Here is a 17,507-nt window from a genome sequence, read left to right as displayed (position 1 = left end):
AGCCCGTCCCACGAGGGGCGGGCTTTTTCGTGAGCCCTGCGCCGAAGAAGTGAACGGGCAGCGGCAGTCCGGCCAACTCCTCTCCCGGGACTGCTTCTTGGGCCCTTCAGGAACGCATACTCACAGCGGTCCCGTAAGGCCTACCAGGGAGGCAGAGCATGGCCCTCACCACCCGCCGCAGAGCCCTCACCACCCTCGGCGCCGCCCTCGCGGGCACGGTCGCCCTGCCCGCCGGCAGCGCGCTGGCGGGGGAGCAGAAGCACGGCCGCCGCCCGCTCTGGCGCGCCCACGCCCACAACGACTACGAGCACCCGCGTCCCCTCTTCGACGCCCTCGACCACCGCTTCGGCAGCCTCGAGGCCGATATCTTCCTCGTCGGCGACCAGCTCCTCGTCGCCCACGACCCCGTCGACCTCGACCCGGCCCGCACCCTCGAGTCCCTCTACCTCGACCCGCTCGCCGCCCGCGTCCGGGCCAACCACGGCTCCGTGTACCGGGGATACCGGGGGTCCCTGCAACTGCTGATCGACATCAAGACCGAGGGCTCGTCGACGTACCTCGAACTCGACCGCCATCTCCGGCGCTACAAGCATCTGTTCACGACGTACGCCCACGGCCGCGTCTTCCCCGGCCCGGTCACCGCCGTGATCTCCGGCGACCGTGCCGCCCGCACGCCGATGGAGGCGCAGACCGTACGGCGGGCCTTCTACGACGGCCGGCTCGCCGACCTCGGCACCTCGGCTCCCGCCTCCTTCGTCCCGCTGATCAGCGACAACTGGACGCTGAACTTCACGTGGTCGGGCGTGGGCGCCTTCCCGGACGCCGAGCGGCAGAAGCTGCGGAGCATCGTCCAGGCGGCGCACTCGCGTGGGCAGAAGGTCCGGTTCTGGGCCACTCCGGACGTGGTCGGGCCCGCCCGGGACGCGCTGTGGAGCGAACTCGTCGCCGCCGACGTCGACTACGTCAACACCGACGACCTCGCCGGGCTGGAAGCCTTCCTGGACGCGCACCGGTCCGCGTAGCCACAACCACGTAGCCACCACGTAGCCACAACCATCCGGACACCACACGTTCGGAGGACAGGTCAGCCGCCCGGACGAACCCTCCGCTACGCCACACTTGCGGCCGAACGCCGCGAAGCGGACGTGGCGAAGGAGGTTGACGATGGCGATTTCCATCTCGTTGGTGCTGTTGCTCCTGGTCCTGGCGGTGATCTTCCTGCGCAATGGCGGGCTGAAGATCTCCCACGCCCTGGTGTGCACGCTGCTCGGCTTCTACCTGGCCAGCACGAGCATCGCGCCCACCATCCACAGCGGCCTCACGGCGACGGCGGACATCGTCAGCAGCCTGCGGCCCTAGGCCCTGTCGTCAAATTCCCGCCTGCCCGCGACGCCATGCACGCTCCCCCACTGCCTTAAAGGCGTGGGAGGTGCCCCCACTCGCCGCACCGGGCGCAGACCCACGTACAACCAGTACGAGGGTCTGCGCCCGGCACGCCGAGAGCACGCACCTACGCGGACATCAGCCTCCCCCACTCTCGGCTTCGCTCGAGCGGGGGGACCCCCATCGCGGCGGGGCGCGCGGCCCGCCCTTCGGGCGGACGACGGGAATTTGACGACAGGCCCTAGGCGTGCGGCTCTCACGGGCTCGAGAAGACCCCGATGCCGTTCGGGACGGGGCGTTCCACGCCGGCGGAGGGATGGTTGCGTACGGCGACGGTGCTCTCGCGCGGCGCGCGGGCGGCCAGCGTCGTCGATCCGCCGCCGTCCAGGTTGAAGGCGTCGAGCGCGCCCAACTCCCGCATGATGGCCGCGACTTCTGCGATCGTCAGCCCGCTGCGGTACTCGGGGGCGCCGTCCGACGCGAGCAGCAGCAGACGGCGCCCGCCGTCCGCGATGCCCACGGCGGTGCGCACGGCCGACGTGGTGCCGTCCAGGCCCGGCAGCGGCTGTCCGCTCCTGAGGACCGGGTGGCCGCCGAGTGCGAAGCGGTACGGGGTCCGGGTCGCGGCCGCCACCAGCCGGTGCCGGACCGTCACCCGCGCGCCCGCGAAGAGCTTGCGCAGGTGCTGCGCTCCGGCTTCCCGGCCGACAAGCACCGTGGTCTCCGGCGCGATCGGACCGTTGCCCGGCGTGTCGGCCGTCGACACGACGCGTCCGTCGCGCACCGTCACCTCGTAGGTGTCCGTGCTGCACTGGGCGCCCCGGTCCGTGTCCGTGCCGCAGGTGGCGCGGACGCGGGACGCGGCACCCCACTCCGCGGTGAACGCGCCGATGGAACCGACCGGCAGCGCGTACTGGTTGAGCCCGCCGAGCGGCAGCTCTCCCTCGGGTGTACGGATCGATCCGTCGAGGGCCAGTTCGTCCAGCCGGGCCCGGCGGTCGGTGCCCACGCCGATCACGTCCTCGGTGCTCGTGCCGGGCGGCAGCGCGGGGCCGAAGCGCTGGCCGTTCGGCACCGCCCCCTTGAGGGCACGGCCCTGCGCGACGGCCGGGCCCACGCTCGCCCCGGTGGCCTCGACACCGGGGTGCTGGGTCTCGGTGATGTTGAAGAAGTCGCCGTTGACGCCCGCCACGGCGCCGGCCGCGTCGGCCATGCCGGAGACGGGCGCCCGCGCGGCCACCGCCCCCGGATACAGCAGCTCCAGGCGTACGCGCGGATCGCGCAGGTCGACGCTCAGCACATGGGCGTGGGTCACGCCCTTGGCCGCCGGGATGTCGAACTCCTCGTACACGACCCCCGGCGCGATCTCGGTCTCGCCCTGAACGGCGCCGGCCGGTGCAGCCCCCACCAGGGCCGCACCGGCCAGCGTGCCGAGTACCGCGAGAAACGTCAGCGCCGTTCTGCCCGCCGCGAACCGTCTCTGACGATGCGTCACGGTGTTCCCCCTGAGGGCTCGTCAACTTTCCGAGGACTCAGGGGAAGTGCAGCAGACGCCGGTGGCCGCCGCGGTGTCTATGTGCCGACGACCCGCGAACGGGTGAGAAAACGCACCCCCTCGGGCGCCTCCAGCGAGAACCCGCTGCCCCGGCCCTCGACCACGTCCACGATCAGCCGGGTATGGCTCCACACCTCGTACTGGCTGCGCGCCATCCAGAACGTCACCGGCTCCTCGACCCCCGCCACCTCCAGCTCGGCGAGCAGCACGTCGGAGCCGCCGGTGCGGAACTCGCCCGCCGGGTAGCACATGGGGGCGCTGCCGTCGCAGCAGCCGCCGGACTGATGGAACATCAGCGGCCCGTGCGTCTCACGCAGCCGGCGCACCAGGTCGGCGGCCGCGGGCGTGAGCTCGACGCGCGGGACCTCGTCGTAGGGGGCGGGTGCGGATACGGCGTCCTTGGCGTCCATGGCGTCCATGGTCACCGAGTGCAGCACGGCGAAGGTTGCGAAGGGGTTGCACCCGATCACCCGATCACCCGATCAGCCGTCAGCCGTCAGCCGTCAGCCGTCAGCCGTCACCCGTCAGCCGTCACCCGTCAGCCGGTCAGCCGGCGTACGGGGTGAAGTGGGCCGGCGCATGGTCGACCGGGAGTCCGGGGCGCCAGGCGGTCAGGGCCTGGGCGCTGCACACGAACAGGTTCTCCGGCAGCCGGTCCAGGGCGAACCAGCGCCAGTGCCCGACGCTTTCGTCGGGCTGGTCGGCCGGCTCGCCCTGCCAGGCCGTCACCCGGGCGGCCACGGTGACCCGTACGACACCGTCGACGTGGTCGAGGAGCGTGCCGAGGAGCCGTACGTCCTCCGGTCGGGCCGTGAGCCCGGTCTCCTCGGCGAGTTCCCGCACGGCCGTCTCCTGGAGCGACTCGCCGGGCTCCACCGTCCCGCCGGGAAGCTCCCACGTCCCCCGGCGGTGGCGGCCCAGCAGCAGGCCGCGCGGGCCGTGCAGGATGGCACCGACGCCGAGCGTCGCGTGCGCGACCGGCGGTCGGGGCGTGCGCGGGCGGGAGGAGACCCGCACGGGACGCCTCACCCGGAAGACGCGGTAGGAGACGTGGTCGTCCTCGTCCGGCGCGTCGAGGACGTCGATGTGTTCGACGCGCAGCCCGTGCTCGGCGAGCAGCTCCGCCCAGACGTCCGGGGCGAGCACCCACATCCGGACGGTGACCTCGCCGCCGTCGGCGAGCCGCAGGATCTCGGGCCGGGACTCGACGACGGGGGAGGGGCCGTCTCCTTGGGAGTTGGTGTGCAGCACGGTGAAGCAGAGCGTTCCGCCCGGCCGGAGCGCCCCGGCGAGGGCGGGCAGCAACCGCCGGGGATCGATGTAGGGGACGGCGTTGACTGAGTAGACGACGTCGTACGGCTCCGTCACCGCGCGCAGGTGCTCGACCGCGTCGGCCCGCACCAGCCGCAGCCCGGGCAGTGAACCGTAGCGGGCGCGGGCCCGCTCGTACTGGCTCGGTGAGGCGTCTACGGCATCCACCGTCGCCCCGTACGCACGGACGAGGTGGGCCGCGTGCCGGGCCGGGCCGCACCCGAGGTCCAGCACCCGTCGGCCCGACAGCTCGCCGAGGATCTCGGCCCCCGGCCCTATGCCCCAGAAGCCCCAGTCGATCCGCTCCACCTCCGGCAGGGCCGTGCCGCGCCTCAGGTGGTGGGTCCCGTACGCGTGCCATGCCTCGGCATTGACTGCTTCCGAGTAAGCGTCGGCGTCGGTGTCGTCCGGATCGAACGTCTGCGGTTGCACTCTGCCTCCCACGTGCGCGGTCTCTGATGAACCTGTCGATATGGAAACCATGTTCATTTAAGATGGTCGATGGTGCGGGGCGCAACGCATACAGGTCGACCGAGGAGTCCGGGGATGGGTGAAGCGGAGGCGGAAGCGAGGAGCGGGCGGGTCCGTGCCGCGAGGCTGCGCAGCACGCGGCAGCGGCGGGCCGTGCTCGAAACCCTGGGCCGCTGCCGCGAGTTCATCTCCGCGCAGGAACTGCACACCCGGCTCGCGGGCACCGGCAGCACAGTGGGGCTCACCACCGTCTACCGCACCCTGCGCGAACTGGACCGCGCAGGGCTCGTCGACGTCGTACGCGACGAGGGCGGCGAGCGGCTCTACCTCCAGCGACCGACCGGCGAGCACCGCCACCACCTCATCTGCCGCGACTGCGGCCGAAGCCGGCCGGTCGACGCGGAGGCCGTCGAGGAGTGGGCCGCCCGCCTCGCCGAGACCACCGGCTTCACCGAGTTGGAACACACCCTCGAACTCAGCGGTGTCTGCGACCGCTGCCGCTGATGCGGGCCTGAGCCGACCGGCTCGCGGTCGGTGGACGCCGACCGTGATGAAGCCGATGGCCCTCGCCGTGGAGTTGTCGTAGACAACAGCGGTGACTGTGGTGAGTTGGCCAACTGACATTGCGGACTGCGGACTGCGGACTGCGGACCGGCGCCGGAGCTGATCGCCGGGGCCGCGTCGGCGACGGTCACGGTCGCGGAGTCGCTGCCGCGGCCTCCGCAGGGCGCTCCCTCCTCGGCCGTCCACTTCGGGCTGCCCGGACCGGGGATGGTGCCGCCCGGCTGGATCTTGTTGCCCTCGATGCCGTCGACATCCGGGCCGGCGCGGACGATCGGCCCTTCTCGCCGAGCGTGGAGGTAAGGACGGGCTTGCCGTCGTTCAACTCCCGCCACTTCAACGGGTCGTTGCCCTTGCTGAGAAATGGCCCCTCAGCGCTTCCTGCTTGGGCAGTTCGTGCGGCAGGTCGAACACGCCGGACGCTTGCCGCGACCGTTGACATGCTCAAAACATCTGATTACCATTCAGGAAATCTAGAAAGCGCTTTCTGTCCTGGGGTCCCGGGTTGGTGCGGGCGAACGCGGGTGCCGGAAAGATCCGTTCACTCATCCCTGGAGGAACCGCATGAGGTCCTTACGCAGCACGCGCACCGTTCCGGCTCTCGCTCTCGCGCTGCTCCTCGGCGCGGCGGCGGTGCCGGCCGGCAGTGGCAGCGCCGCCGCGCAGCCCCCGGCGCCGCTGGCGGAGACGTCCCCCACCGGCTTCGCCGCGGTCAACGCGCTCGGCCAGAACGGCACCACCGGCGGAGCCGGTGGCCCGACCGTGACCGCCACCACCACCGATCAGTTCCTGGAGTACATCGACACCACGGGTCCGCTGGTGATCCGTGTGCAGGGCACCATCAACATCACCAGCAAGCAGGGCGTGCGCCCGAACAAGACCATCGTCGGGGTCGGTTCCTCGGGCGTCATCAACGGCGGCGGCCTGGACTTCTACCGCTCCTACAACGTCATCGTGCGGAACATCAAGTTCACCAATGCCGAGGACGACGCCGTCAACGTGGGCCAGGAGTCGCACCACATCTGGATCGACCACAACGAGTTCGTCGGGGCGGTCGACGGGGCGATCGACGTCGTCCGCGGCTCCCAGTACGTCACCGTGTCGTGGAACTGGTTCAACAAGACCGACAAGAGCATGCTGCTCGGTCACTCCGACGGCAACGGCACCCAGGACGCCGGGAAGCTGAAGGTCTCCATCCACCACAACTTCTTCGACGGCTCACGGCAGCGGCATCCGCGCGTGCGGTTCGGTGAGCCGGTGCACGTCTACAACAACTACTACAAGGGGAACTCCATCTACGGCGTGGCATCGACCATGAACGCGGGCGTGGTGGTCGAGGGCAACTACTTCGAGAGCGTTCCGCACCCCTGCTACTCCGCCAGCGGGTACGACCAGTCGGGGCCGGGCCGGCTGGTGCAGCGCGGCAACGTCTTCACCGGGTCGGGTGCGTGCGAGACCAACGGCACGGTGACCGAGCCGCGCACCTACTACTCGTACACGCTGGACCCGGCGGCCGACGTGCCCTCCCTCGTTCGGGCCGGGGTGGGCGTCGGCAAGATCGGCACCTGAACCGTCGCGCGCCGACGATCGGGCAAGGGTTTGCCGGACCTGTTGCCGGACCCGTTTTCAATGCGGTCCGGCAACCCTGTGCCGGGCGGTGGATGCCCGGCGGGTGGATCAGGGCGAGACGCGCGGGTGGATCAGGGCGATGCCCGGCGGGTGGATCAGAGCGGGCTCCCCGGCGCAGGGCGGTGATCGCGAACGTGATGCCGGGGCTCTGGAGGCGGACAGGCGGAGTTCTCGCCTGGACCACCGCGGGCCAGGATGCCAGCTCGGTGATTACGCGGGCGACGCCCGCCCCGCGCGGCCGGATGCCGTTCGCGAGAGCGCGCGGTCAGGGCCGGGGGAGGTGCAGAAGCCCAGGGAGCGGCACGAGCACCTCCGGCCCGACACCACGGCGGAGCGGCTCGTCGCGTCATGGCCACTATGGCCAAGACGGGTCCGGAGGCGACGGTCACCGCGGGGAACGCCAGCGGCCAGAACCACGCGTCCGCCGACTGCCTGGTCACCACCGCCGAGACCGCCCACCGACTCGGACTGACTCCGGTGCTCCGACTGGCCTCGTCCGCCCGCGCCTGGCGTCCCCGCGTCGACCCTGACGGCGGCCGGGCCACGGCGCGGGTGCGCGATCCTTCGCCCGGCCCGGTTTCTGTTTCCGTTCGAAATGCTGACCGTCGTGATGCTGCCTTTCGACGGGGTCGTCACGAACTGGCGACGGTTTCCCCTGATGCGCCGGTTTCCCGGTCTCGCCAACCGGGCTCCAGCGCTATTGGCAGCAGGTCGGGGTCAGGCCGGAGTGACGTTCTCGGCCTGGGGTCCTTTGGGCCCCTGCGTCACGTCGAACTGGACCTTCTGGCCCTCGTTGAGCTCTCGGTATCCGGTGCTGGCGATGGCCGAGTAGTGGACGAACACGTCGGGGCCACCGCTGTCCTGGGCGATGAAGCCGAAACCCTTCTCCGCGTTGAACCACTTCACAGTGCCCGTAGCCATTTTGATCTCCTTCATGGGCACAGTGCGAGTCCGCTGCTGCGCCATTGTGCTTTGATCGTCTCCGGCTTCCCACGGTCGGCGGAGGTAAACGCGGCCATCCGAGGCGCCTCGCCGTCGATGCGTTGCCGCTGAGGTCGTTGTCCCGGACGTGACCGCCGGTCCAGGTGGGTTTCCGGCGCTCGTCCCACGGGAACCCGGCAAAGCCGCGACGCCGATGGGAGGGCGGACATGACCGACGAGAAGAGCCACCGCGGGGCGGGCCGAAAGCCCAGCCCCACCCAGGAAAACCTAAGCTCATCTGAGACGCTGAGCACGGAGACGGCGACGGACAGCTGGGCCTGCGATCCGCTGACGCTCACGATCCACACGGCGAACGGCTGGAAGCCCAGCAGCTGGGCCACGGTGAACTCACCGAGCACCAGCGCCAGCGTGAGGAAGGAGGCGTTCAGCAGGGCCCGGCGCAGATTGGGCAGCACGGCGCCGACCAGCGCCTGCGGCCAGCTCGCCCCGCAGCTGCGGGCGGCCTCGACGAGGGTGCGCACGTCGATGGCACGCAGCCCGGAGTCCAGGGCCCGGTACACGAAGGGCAGCGCCATCACGACGTAGGCCAGGACGAGGACGAAAGGGAAGCCCGGGTTCTGGATCGCCACGAAGGTCTCGAACAGCGGCGTGCGGGAGAGGTACTCGGGTCCCCACTTCAACACCGTGCCGATTCCCGCGACGAACGCGATGGGCGGTACCACCAAGGGCAGTGAGCAGACGACCTCGACGTACGAGCCGGACTGCCCATCCGTCACCCAACGGCTCTACGAGGACACAAGGGTGGTCTTCGCCTACGGCGAGCACGTCATCGACGCGGTCGCGGCGGGCGCCCAGGACGCCGAGCTGCTCAGGGTGCGCCGGACGAGTCCGCTCCTGCGGGTTCGCCGGGTCACCACCACCCACGAAGGCCGCCCGGCGGAGTGGTCGGACGACCGCTACCGCTCGGACGCCGTGAGCTTCAGCGTGCACAACTCGATCGGGAACAACGCGCTGGCGCGCAAGACGGCGGACTAGCTGTGTTGTCCGGGGCCCGCCGGTGGACGGGCGAACCGCAGGTCCGGGAGAAGGACAGGTGCGTCCGCTGGGACTCGTACCCCGCCGACGCCCTGCCGGAAGCGGCCGTGGCCTACACCCGGCACCCCGACAGCACGCACCTACGCGGACATCAGTCGCTGCCGCGGCGGGCGCGCGGCCCGCCCTTCTGGCGGACGACGGGAATTTGACGACAGGGCCTAGCGGTGATCGGATTCCCCGTCGCCGTCCGGCTCCCGACGGTCGCGCTCCTCGGTTTCGACGCCCTCCAAAGGCTTGCCCGCCGTCGTGCCGCGCTCCGGCTGATAACCCTCCTTGGCACTCGCCGTACCCGGTACTGATCGCTCCTGTGCCTGGCTCTCCGCGCCCGAGTGCGCCCCGGGCTCATCATGGCTGCGCGCCCGGTCGTAGAGGGAAAAGTGATCTCGGCTGTGCCCCGGGCTGTATCCGTCGTGTGACGGGGGTGGCGTGGGTGTGCAGGTGGAAGCCTGCGCCGAGTCTGGCCCCGTGTGGCTGGTGCCGGGTGGGGGTGCTCATCGTGTGCGGTGCCTGCCGCCTGCGCCGCCGCTGGGTGCGGTGGGTGGGTGGCTGGGGCTTCCGCCCCGCCGGACGCTTTCCACTCGGGCCCGCAACGGCGGTCTGCGCTGCGGGTGTTCCGGGTGGGGCGGGGGCCCTGCGTCGCTGCCTGGGCACAGGGCGTTTTCTCGTGGGGCCCGCTTTGGTCCGGTCCGCGGCAGTGTGCTGCGGACCGGACTCGGGGGCGGGCCTGGGGTGGGTGGTGTGCCGGACCGGCTGGTCCAGCTCCTTGATCGTGCGGCGGATCACGTAGGTGCCACTCGCGCGGTCCAGGACGGTTGTGTGCTGGTGTTGCAGGCCGCGGGCGCCGATCCGCTGCCAGGCGGCGACGTCCCGGTCGGTGCTGTATCCGCAGGCGGTGTTGGGGCAGCTCGCCCATTTCCAGCCCGGTGTGGTGCGGTCGGGGGCGGCGCGGTGGCGGAAGGCGCTCAGGCATCTGGGGCAGTACCTGGAGGTGCCGCGGGCGGGGACGATGACCACCGTGATGCCGTATTTCGCGGCCTGGTGGCGGGTGTGGGTGACGATCTGTCCGCGCACACTGGAGGAGAGGCGGGTGTTGAGGGTGCGGCCCTTGCCCCGGGCCTCCATGTCCCGCAGGTCCTCCAGGTAGATCACCGACGCTCTTGCGGCGCGGGCGTGGCCGACCATGAAGTGGGCGGCGGCCTTGGCGAGCTGCTCGTTCAGCCGCGTACGACGCTTGCTCACCCGGGCGTGCTCGGTGCGCAGCACCGCCAGTTTCGCCGCGGTGAGCGGATCGGGGCGCAGCCCGGATGCGGTGTGGCCGTCGGTCAGGGACTGCAGGTGGGCGGCCTTGGCCCAGAGCTGTTCGGCCAGCACACGCAGCCGGTCGGCCTTGGCCAGCACCCCGTCCGCACGGAAGAAGACAGGGTTTGCGTCGGTGTGCACGGCCGGCTGGGTGCCGCCGGTCAGGGTCAGTGTCCCGCCGGTGAGGAGGGTGTTCAGGCCGTAGTCGAAGGCCACCGCCCGCACATGCCCGTCCCGCCGGGTCGTGGGCACGGCGGTGGTGTGCGCGAGGTCCAGGCGCAGGCGTCCGCCGCGCAGGCGCAGGGTCGGGGCGTGCAGGGCGGCCGTGACGGGGATGGTGGGCGGCAGGCGGAACCGGATCACCACGGGGTGCCAGTCGGCGCGGGTGCGGGGGTCGGGCCGCACCGGCAGGCGCACGGTCAGGACCGCGTAGTGGGCCGGGTCGTCCTCGCAGCGGGTCAGTGTGGCCAGTTGCTTGTCGGCGGCGGCGAGCACCACCTGACGGCCGCCGTCCGGCGCCGCCTCCAGCTCGCACAGGTCGGCGGGCAGCCGACCATGCGTGGTGTGGAAGGCGGCCACCTGCCGGGTACGGGAGCGCAGCACCGAGGCCGCCACCGCTTGCCCGTCCGGACAGGCGGCCCGCAGCGCCTCCCACTCGCCCGCGGTGCGCCGCATCGGATCGGGGTTGCCGGTGGGCCAGGTGGCCAGTACCGCGTCGGTGATCTGAGTACGCCACCAGGCGGAGCGCAGCGCCCGCCCGGCCTGCTCCTCGGCGACCCGCCGCACCCGGTCAGGAACGTACAGTCCTTCGGGCACGGTGGCCGCCCAGCCCAGCATCCGCAGCGCCATCCACGCGTTCGACGGCAAGCGCACCCCCGACCGGTCCTTGCCGGAGGCGAGCCGGGCCAGATCCGGACGGTTCCAACGGGCGCCGGTCACTGACGTGCACATGCTCTCGACCAGAGCGGTCAGCCAGCCCACCCGATTGCCGAGCGCATCGACCCCCAGCACCTCACCGCTGACGGCATCCAGGCCCCGGAACGCGGACGCCGACGCGCACGCCACCCGCTCCGTCTCCCCCTCACCCAGCCAGACCTTCCGCCGCACCCCTACACCCCCCACCCGTACCCGAGGCCCCCACCGAGCCCAGTTGTCCGATCGTCGGACTCATGTACCCAACGCGTCCCACCCCGCAAAGGTCACGCAGCAATCGGAGATACCCCCGAGGCGACCGGAAGATCAGAGCAACACCCAGGAAAACCAGGCGAATCAGTCCACTGTGGATAACCCTGAGCCGGGCGGCCGTGATCCGGTTCGTCTCACTTCGGACAGTGAGCCGGTCACGGCCGCCCAGGTGGTGTCGGAGCCGTCAGGGTCGGACGGCCGCGGCCGTGCGCCCGGTGCGTGTCCTGCGGCGGTGCAGGGCGAGCAGGGTGCCGGTGGCGCCCGCGGTGAGGAGGCCGGCCGCGACGGCGATGGGCAGGGCCGGGGATGCGGAGCCGCTGTCGGCGACGTTCTGTGCCTTGAGGTCCTGGACGTACGGCGGGTACGCGGCGTGCGTGGACGTGGCCTTCGCCGTCCCGGTGTGGCGGGGGATGTCCTTCACGGATTTGACGGAGCCGTCCGGATCGAGCAGCACCTGCTGGTTGTTGGGGTGCCGGAAGTCGAGCATGTTGGTGAGGGTGCCGGCGCGCTGGTCGAAGGAGGCGTCACCGACGCGGCCGGTGTGCCAGTTGTCCTCGATGAACCGGGTGATCGACGCCTGCTCGGTGGCGGTGTGGTCGACCGTGTTCACCTTGATGTAGGGGGAGATGACCAGCAGTGGCTGCCGGGTGCCGGGTCCGCAGCGGTCCGCGTAGCCGCCGGCGGCGGCCGGGCCGGACTGGCAGTCGGGGCTGTCGAGGGCCTTGCCGTTGGAGCCGAGGGTGGAGTCCTTGGAGCCGTTGAGGACCTTCGAGGTGACGTGGTCGTACCAGCCGTCGGAGTCGTCGTAGGCGACCACGACCGCGGTGGACTTCCACTCCGGGGACTGCTGCAGCGCGTTGATCTCCTTGACCAGGAAGTGCTGTTCGTCGACCGGGTCGGAGTAGCCGGCGTGGCCGTCCTGGTACTCGGCGGCCTTGAGGAAGCTCACCGCGGGCAGGTTGCCGGCCGTGAGGGCGGCGTCGAAGTCGGTCAGGTCGTAGTTGTGGTTGGCGCGGCCGTTGTGCCCGATCTCGGCGATGCTCTTCGAGGCCAGGTGGTGGGGGTTGGACGTCGACTTGTAGTACTGGAACGGCGAGTGGTGGGGGCTGTAGTCCTCCACCGCCGCGCCGCCCACGTTGGTGTGGGTGGCGCCGCCGCACTTGGCATAGCTGCCCTGCTCGCCGTCCCAGGGAGTGCTGGGGCGGAAGCCGCCCTGGAACCAACCCCACGTCACGCCCTTGGCGTTGAGCAGGTCGCCGATGTTCTTGCCCCGCATGGCCGCGAGCGCGTTGGTGGCGGTGTGGTCCTTGTCCGAGCAGTCGTCAAAGGCCGGGTCGGGGTCGTTGATCACTGTGCCGACGCCTTGGGCGTCGGGGGAGAGGACGGTGTACGAGTCGGGTGCCTGGGTCTGCTTCGGGTCCTCGGTGCCGGAGGCCGGGTCGACGGAGACGACGCCGTGGGTCTGGCCGGAGATCAGGTTGAGCGCGCCAGGCGTGGAGGGGCCGTAGACCGAGCTGAAGGAACGGTCGTTGAGGGCGTAGTGCTGGGCGTAGTTCCACAGGCCCGTGACGGTGTTGCCGTCGTAGTAGTCCATCACCAGGCCGGGTTCGCCGAAGAGCCCGCTGCACTTGCTGACTTCGGTGTTCTCGACGTACTTGTCGGCCTTGCCGCCGTCGGCCGCGTACTGCTCCGGGCCGTAGGAGTGGTTCTGGTCGCAGGTCATGGCCTGCGAGCCGCTGAGCCGCTTGGGCGCGTACAGGTTGGGGTTCTTCGTCAGCAGCCCGGCGGTGAGGAGGTCGTCCGCCTTCGGCGTGCGTGCCGCGGCCTCGAACTTGGTGCCGTCGGTGTTGGCGGCCTGGGGGTACGTGGCGAAGTAGTGGTCGAACGACACGTTCTCGTCGTAGATCACCACCACGTGCTTGATCGGCGTCGCCGTCCGCGTGCCCGAGAGGCCGTGACCGCCGGGCGCCGAGGCCGCCGACGCCGGGACGGCGCCGCCCGCGGTCGCCAGGGCGGCGGCGCCCAGCAGAGCGCCCACGCGAGCCAACCGGCTCCGCGCGCCTGGGGTTCTTCCTGTGCCGATCATGCTGTCTCGCCTTCCGGGAGCACTGAGTTCCGCTGCCACGACATAAGTGGTCATGGCATCTACGACTCGATCCTGGGCAATCGTGGCGGCGGGGCGGGGGAGCGGCAACGACCTGAGAGCGAACGTTCGGTCAGGAAATCCTCATGGTCTTTTGAGCTGTTCTTGACCGGTATGGGGCGGCGGGATCAGGTCACCATGCCGCGCCCCAGCCAGTCGGAGGCGTCGCGCACTCCGGGCAGGGCGAAGAAGTAGCCGCCCCCGAACGGGGTGACGTAGTCGACCAGCGGCTCGCCGGCCAGCCGCTTCTGCACGGTCTCGAACTGCCGGGCCAGGTCCTGCTGGTAGCAGCAGAACAGCAGGCCCATGTCGAGGTTGCCGTTGGTGTCCATGCCGCGGTCGTAGTTGTAGCCGCGGCGCAGGATGCGCTGGTCGTCGGTGGCGGGGGTGCGCGGGTTGGCCAGCCGGATGTGGCTGTCCAGCGGGATCACGTCGCCCTTGGGATCCTGGGGGTAGTCGGGGGTGTCGGTCTCGTGGCGTCCGTCCAGGGGTGCGCCGGTGTCGCGGGCGCGGCCGAACATCCGCTCCTGCTCGGTGAGGGAGACCCGGTCCCAGAACTCCACCAGCATGCGGATCAGCCGTACGACCTGGTAGCTGCCGCCGGCTGTCCAGTCCGGCTCGCCGCTGCCCGTGCCCACCCACACGAGGCGGTCCATCTCGCGGGCGTCGCGTGCGTCGGGGTTGGCGGTGCCGTCCTTGAAGCCCATGTGGTTGCGGGGGGTGCCGGAGGGACGAGGCGGGCTGACGAAGCCGTCCATGCGCCAGCGCACCTGCAGGCCGCCGCGGGTGTGCCGGGTGACGTCGCGCAGGGCGTGCAGCACCGTGTCCGGGTGGGCGGCGCAGAACTGCACGCTCAGGTCACCGTGGCACCAGGCGGCGTCCAGGTCGTCGTCGGGGAACGACGGCATGGCCGTGAGGCGGTGCGGCTTACGGTCCGCGAGGCCGTAGCGGTCGTCGAAGAGCGAGGCGCCGACGCCGACCGTGACGGTCAGCCGGTCGGCCGGGATGTCGGTGCCGAGGGTGCCGGAGTCGGCCGGGGGAGCGGTGATGCCCGGTGAGTCCGGGCTGCCGCCGGTGGTGAGGAACCGGGCCCGGTCGGTGAGCGTGCGCAGAAGCTCGGTCAGTTCGCCGCGGTTCTCGGCGGTCGAGTCGAAGGACACGACCGCGGTGGCGCGTTGCGCCGGGGTGGTGATTCCGGCCTGGTGGCGGCCGTGGAAGGGGCTGCTCGCCAGCTCGCGGGTCGGCGCGGTGGCGGATGCCGCGCCGTGGTCGGCGGCCACGAGTCCGGTGCCGGCCACGGCGGCCGCCCCCGCCAGGAAGCCCCGGCGACCTACGTTGGTCACGCGGTCCTCCGTACGTCCATGAGGGCGGCCACGTCGGCGAGCCGCTCGACCAGCTCGCCCACGTCCGCGTTGGCCTTCTCACGCTGTCCGCGGGTGAGTTGGGACAGCGGTGTCCAGCGGCCGTCGTGGTCGAAGGCGTCGAGGGTGTGCTGGGTGCGGTCCATCCAGGAGTCGAGCCCGGCGAGGCCGCTGTCACGGGTCTTCAGCAGCGGGCGCAGGTACCCGAGCAGTACGCGGGTGCCGTCGAGGTTGGCGCGGGCGGTGGCCAGGTTGGTGCCGCTGCCGTAGTCGGTGCGGCCGGTCATCTCGAACTGCAGGGCGTTCTCCAGGATTTCGTGCGCGCGCAGGCCGACATCGGCCGGATCCATCCGCTGGCCGGGCCAGCTGTCGCGCAACGTGTGTACGGCCTTGGCGAGCCGGTCGGCCGGTGAGCGCAGGCTGCTTGCCGACTCTCCGTGCCACAGCCCGTACTCGACCCGGTGGAAGCCGGCGAAGTCCGCATCGTCTACCCCGCCCGACAGCCCCGCCGTGGTCCCGTTGATCTCCGCGTCGGCGTCGCCGAACGTGCCGTAGGCGGCTCCCATCCGCTCGTACACCAGATGTGCGGGCAGCCAGGCGGCACGGGCCGTCGCGAGGTCTCCGCGGTCGACGGCGTGGCGCAGCACGTCGGTCTTCTCGACCAGTTCGACCGTGCGGGCCTGGATCCACTTCTGGTAGGCGAGCGTCGGCGGGATGAGGTCCTGCTGGGAGACGGGGACGGCCGCCGGGCCGCTCTTGACGCTCGCGCCGGTGACGCGGACGGCGGGGCCGGTGACGGCGTCCGCGTCGTCGGGCAGGCACTTGAAGGCGTACGTGCCGTCGCCCAGGGTCACCCGCAGCGGGCGCACGGTGCCCGGGGCGAGCCCCTCGACCTCGCCGTAGACCGCTCCGGTCCTCGGATCGGTCAGATACACCTCGGTCGCCGTGCTGGAGGTGTTGCGCAGGTCGAACACCTGGCGGCCCGCGGCGGGGTGCGTCCAGCCGCGTCCGCAGCCGGAGGGGGTCACCTCGACGCTGGTGTGCCGCAGGCCGCCGGCCCCGGACGACTTGTGGGTGCTCTCACCGGAGCTTGCGACCGCGAGAGCGCCTGCCGTCACGGCCGCCGCGGCCACCAACGTGCCGCCCGCGCGCAGCACCGCGCGCCGCCGGTTGCGTCCGGGCGGCGGCGGTACGGGACCGGATTCGGCGTCGGAGCCGAGGGCGGGTTCGGGCACGCCGGGCCTCCTGGGAGTCGTACGAACGAGGCGGCGGGTCGAGCGTAAGCAGGCCAACGGGCCGCATCCGCGTTCCTGACCGGCTCCTGACCAGAGGAATAGCCAGAATTCGTCCGCAGTTCACCCGCGAACCCGGCAGTGCCATGGCCCGACCGGTCATGAGGGCGGTGCCGGGACCGTGAAACACTCGTGAAAACCCTGTGGAAGTGTTGTCGGTGGGGCCGTTTATGCTGCAGCGGACGATCAGGCGGGACCAGGGGAGGGCGCGGCATGTTCGGCAAGCTGTTCGGCAGGGGTGCGGAGAGACCGGCGGCGGATCCGCACGCCCTTCCCGTCCCGCGCAGACAGAAGAACGGGATGTACACGCTGCGCGCGCTCGGGGACGCGCGGGTACTCGCGCTGGTGGAGGCCGCCGACGCGGGTGACTGGGAGGCGGTCAAGGCGGCGCTGGCCCCCTTCGATCTCGGCCGCGACCACGCGGTCCTGGGCGAGCTCGCCGACTTGGACGGGTTGCAGGACTGGATCGGCCGGCCCGTCGAGGAGGACAAGGAGCACCGGGCGACGGCCCTGCTGATATCCGGCGCGCGCCACATCATCTGGGGCTGGGAGGCGCGCACCGCCGAGCGTGCCGTGAACGTCACGCAGGACCAGTGGCGGGTCTTCCACGAGCGGCTCCACATCGCCGAGGAGCAGCTGTTCGAGGCCGCCGAGTTGCGACCGGAATGGGTCACTCCGTGGCGCCGGCTCCTCACCTCCGGGCGCGGCATGTCGCTGGGCACCGCCGTCAACGAGACCCGGCTCGACGCCGCCCTGCGCCGCGACCCGCTGGACCTGGAGACCCATCTCGAGTGGGTGTCGCAGCTGCAGCCCCGTTGGGGCGGCGAACCGGGGCAGGCCCTGGCGTTCGCCCAGAACGCGGTCGCCCGCGCTCCGCAGGGGCACCGCCTCGGCTGCGTACTCGCCATGGCGTACATCGAGGAGTGGGTCGAGTCGGACCGCGGGGACTACCTCGAAACCTCCGAGATCCAGGCGCAGTTGCGGGAGGCGGCGGACCACAGCATCCTGCACCCCGCCTACGTGTGGCGACCGGGCTGGCAGCAGGACTTCAACATGTTCGCCATGGCCCTGTCGCTGGCCGGTGAGCGCCACACGGTCCGGCGCGTCTTCCAAACCCTGGACGGCGCCTACACCAAGTGGCCCTGGACCTACTTCGCGGAGCCCGAGAAGCAGTTCGCCCGCCACCACCGCCGCGCCTGAGCCCACGCCGGCCTCGATCCCGCCCGAGGGGGTGTTTTGAAAGTCCCCCACAGCACGGGACTTTCAAAACAGCCCCCCAA

General features: G+C 71.2%; 13 protein-coding genes and 3 pseudogenes. 7 read left to right on the top strand and 9 right to left on the bottom strand.

Features of this window, described 5'->3' with window-relative positions; genetic code table 11:
* Nucleotides 1-158 precede the first annotated feature (158 nt).
* Both Q4V64_RS06640 and Q4V64_RS06635 read left to right on the top strand, forming a co-directional pair.
* Complete coding sequence (locus tag Q4V64_RS06640; protein WP_124444258.1) at nt 159-1,022, top strand: phosphatidylinositol-specific phospholipase C/glycerophosphodiester phosphodiesterase family protein; 864 nt, start codon at nt 159-161, stop codon at nt 1,020-1,022.
* 142 nt (nt 1,023-1,164) lie between these two features.
* Nucleotides 1,165-1,359, top strand: coding sequence for a hypothetical protein (locus tag Q4V64_RS06635; protein ID WP_095752904.1), 195 nt, complete (start codon nt 1,165-1,167; stop codon nt 1,357-1,359).
* A gap of 280 nt (nt 1,360-1,639) precedes the next feature.
* Here Q4V64_RS06635 and Q4V64_RS06630 read toward each other — a convergent pair whose 3' ends face one another.
* The 3 genes from Q4V64_RS06630 to Q4V64_RS54800 form a co-directional block, all read right to left on the bottom strand.
* The gene (locus tag Q4V64_RS06630; protein ID WP_124444259.1) at nt 1,640-2,878 is read right to left on the bottom strand and encodes a phosphodiester glycosidase family protein; all 1,239 of its coding nucleotides are present in this window, start codon (nt 2,876-2,878) and stop codon (nt 1,640-1,642) included.
* Nucleotides 2,879-2,955: 77 nt separating this feature from the next.
* The gene (locus tag Q4V64_RS06625) at nt 2,956-3,348 is read right to left on the bottom strand and encodes a DUF779 domain-containing protein (protein WP_124444273.1); all 393 of its coding nucleotides are present in this window, start codon (nt 3,346-3,348) and stop codon (nt 2,956-2,958) included.
* Nucleotides 3,349-3,484: 136 nt separating this feature from the next.
* The gene (locus tag Q4V64_RS54800; RefSeq protein WP_253267347.1) at nt 3,485-4,681 is read right to left on the bottom strand and encodes a bifunctional class I SAM-dependent methyltransferase/NUDIX hydrolase; all 1,197 of its coding nucleotides are present in this window, start codon (nt 4,679-4,681) and stop codon (nt 3,485-3,487) included.
* 114 nt (nt 4,682-4,795) lie between these two features.
* Between Q4V64_RS54800 and Q4V64_RS06610 the strand changes: the two genes are divergently transcribed.
* From Q4V64_RS06610 to Q4V64_RS06600, 3 genes and pseudogenes are all read left to right on the top strand, one after another.
* The gene (locus tag Q4V64_RS06610; RefSeq protein WP_124444261.1) at nt 4,796-5,224 is read left to right on the top strand and encodes a transcriptional repressor; all 429 of its coding nucleotides are present in this window, start codon (nt 4,796-4,798) and stop codon (nt 5,222-5,224) included.
* Nucleotides 5,225-5,845: 621 nt separating this feature from the next.
* Entirely contained in the window at nt 5,846-6,850 is a 1,005-nt protein-coding gene (locus Q4V64_RS06605) for a pectate lyase (protein ID WP_124444262.1), read from the top strand.
* Between the two features lie 364 nt (nt 6,851-7,214).
* A pseudogene (locus Q4V64_RS06600) lies at nt 7,215-7,417 on the top strand (acetyl-CoA C-acyltransferase); the annotation flags it as partial.
* 210 nt (nt 7,418-7,627) lie between these two features.
* Here the strand turns inward: Q4V64_RS06600 and Q4V64_RS06595 are convergent.
* On the bottom strand, nt 7,628-7,831 hold the full coding sequence (locus Q4V64_RS06595; RefSeq protein WP_124444263.1) for a cold-shock protein: 204 nt from the start codon (nt 7,829-7,831) through the stop codon (nt 7,628-7,630).
* A gap of 305 nt (nt 7,832-8,136) precedes the next feature.
* Nucleotides 8,137-8,601 (bottom strand): annotated as a pseudogene (locus Q4V64_RS54795) (ABC transporter permease subunit); the annotation flags it as partial.
* Nucleotides 8,602-8,605: 4 nt separating this feature from the next.
* On the opposite strand from Q4V64_RS54795, the pseudogene Q4V64_RS06585 reads away from it, so the two are divergent.
* A pseudogene (locus Q4V64_RS06585) lies at nt 8,606-8,887 on the top strand (UTRA domain-containing protein); the annotation flags it as partial.
* A gap of 405 nt (nt 8,888-9,292) precedes the next feature.
* Here the strand turns inward: Q4V64_RS06585 and Q4V64_RS06580 are convergent.
* The 4 genes from Q4V64_RS06580 to Q4V64_RS06565 all read right to left on the bottom strand — a co-directional run bounded on the left by Q4V64_RS06580 (nt 9,293) and on the right by Q4V64_RS06565 (nt 16,170).
* The gene (locus Q4V64_RS06580; RefSeq protein ID WP_303709155.1) at nt 9,293-11,353 is read right to left on the bottom strand and encodes a zinc ribbon domain-containing protein; all 2,061 of its coding nucleotides are present in this window, start codon (nt 11,351-11,353) and stop codon (nt 9,293-9,295) included.
* A gap of 262 nt (nt 11,354-11,615) precedes the next feature.
* Nucleotides 11,616-13,517, bottom strand: coding sequence for an alkaline phosphatase family protein (locus Q4V64_RS06575; protein WP_124445599.1), 1,902 nt, complete (start codon nt 13,515-13,517; stop codon nt 11,616-11,618).
* A gap of 185 nt (nt 13,518-13,702) precedes the next feature.
* Nucleotides 13,703-14,917, bottom strand: a complete 1,215-nt coding sequence (efeB, locus tag Q4V64_RS06570) for an iron uptake transporter deferrochelatase/peroxidase subunit (protein ID WP_124445600.1) — start codon at nt 14,915-14,917, stop codon at nt 13,703-13,705.
* The gene (locus Q4V64_RS06565) at nt 14,914-16,170 is read right to left on the bottom strand and encodes an EfeM/EfeO family lipoprotein (protein WP_124445601.1); all 1,257 of its coding nucleotides are present in this window, start codon (nt 16,168-16,170) and stop codon (nt 14,914-14,916) included. Before Q4V64_RS06565 ends, efeB begins: the two co-directional genes overlap by 4 nt.
* A 270-nt stretch (nt 16,171-16,440) precedes the next feature.
* Here Q4V64_RS06565 and Q4V64_RS06560 point away from each other — a divergent pair, with 270 nt between their 5' ends.
* Entirely contained in the window at nt 16,441-17,427 is a 987-nt protein-coding gene (locus tag Q4V64_RS06560) for a hypothetical protein (protein WP_124445602.1), read from the top strand.
* Nucleotides 17,428-17,507 lie beyond the last annotated feature (80 nt).

It is taken from the genome of Streptomyces sp. NL15-2K (genome assembly GCF_030551255.1).
Taxonomy (GTDB): Bacteria; Actinomycetota; Actinomycetes; order Streptomycetales; family Streptomycetaceae; genus Streptomyces.
The sequence above is the reverse complement of the archived record's forward strand: the minus strand, read 5'-3'. Positions and strand labels throughout refer to the sequence as shown.

Coding starts and splice junctions, on each gene's coding strand:
- Q4V64_RS06640 (WP_124444258.1), top strand. CDS start 159: ATGGCCCTCACCACCCGCCGCAGAGCCCTCACCACCCTCGGCGCCGCC.
- Q4V64_RS06635 (WP_095752904.1), top strand. CDS start 1,165: ATGGCGATTTCCATCTCGTTGGTGCTGTTGCTCCTGGTCCTGGCGGTG.
- Q4V64_RS06625 (WP_124444273.1), bottom strand. CDS start 3,348: ATGGACGCCAAGGACGCCGTATCCGCACCCGCCCCCTACGACGAGGTC.
- Q4V64_RS06610 (WP_124444261.1), top strand. CDS start 4,796: ATGGGTGAAGCGGAGGCGGAAGCGAGGAGCGGGCGGGTCCGTGCCGCG.
- Q4V64_RS06605 (WP_124444262.1), top strand. CDS start 5,846: ATGAGGTCCTTACGCAGCACGCGCACCGTTCCGGCTCTCGCTCTCGCG.
- Q4V64_RS06595 (WP_124444263.1), bottom strand. CDS start 7,831: ATGGCTACGGGCACTGTGAAGTGGTTCAACGCGGAGAAGGGTTTCGGC.
- Q4V64_RS06575 (WP_124445599.1), bottom strand. CDS start 13,517: ATGATCGGCACAGGAAGAACCCCAGGCGCGCGGAGCCGGTTGGCTCGC.
- Q4V64_RS06560 (WP_124445602.1), top strand. CDS start 16,441: ATGTTCGGCAAGCTGTTCGGCAGGGGTGCGGAGAGACCGGCGGCGGAT.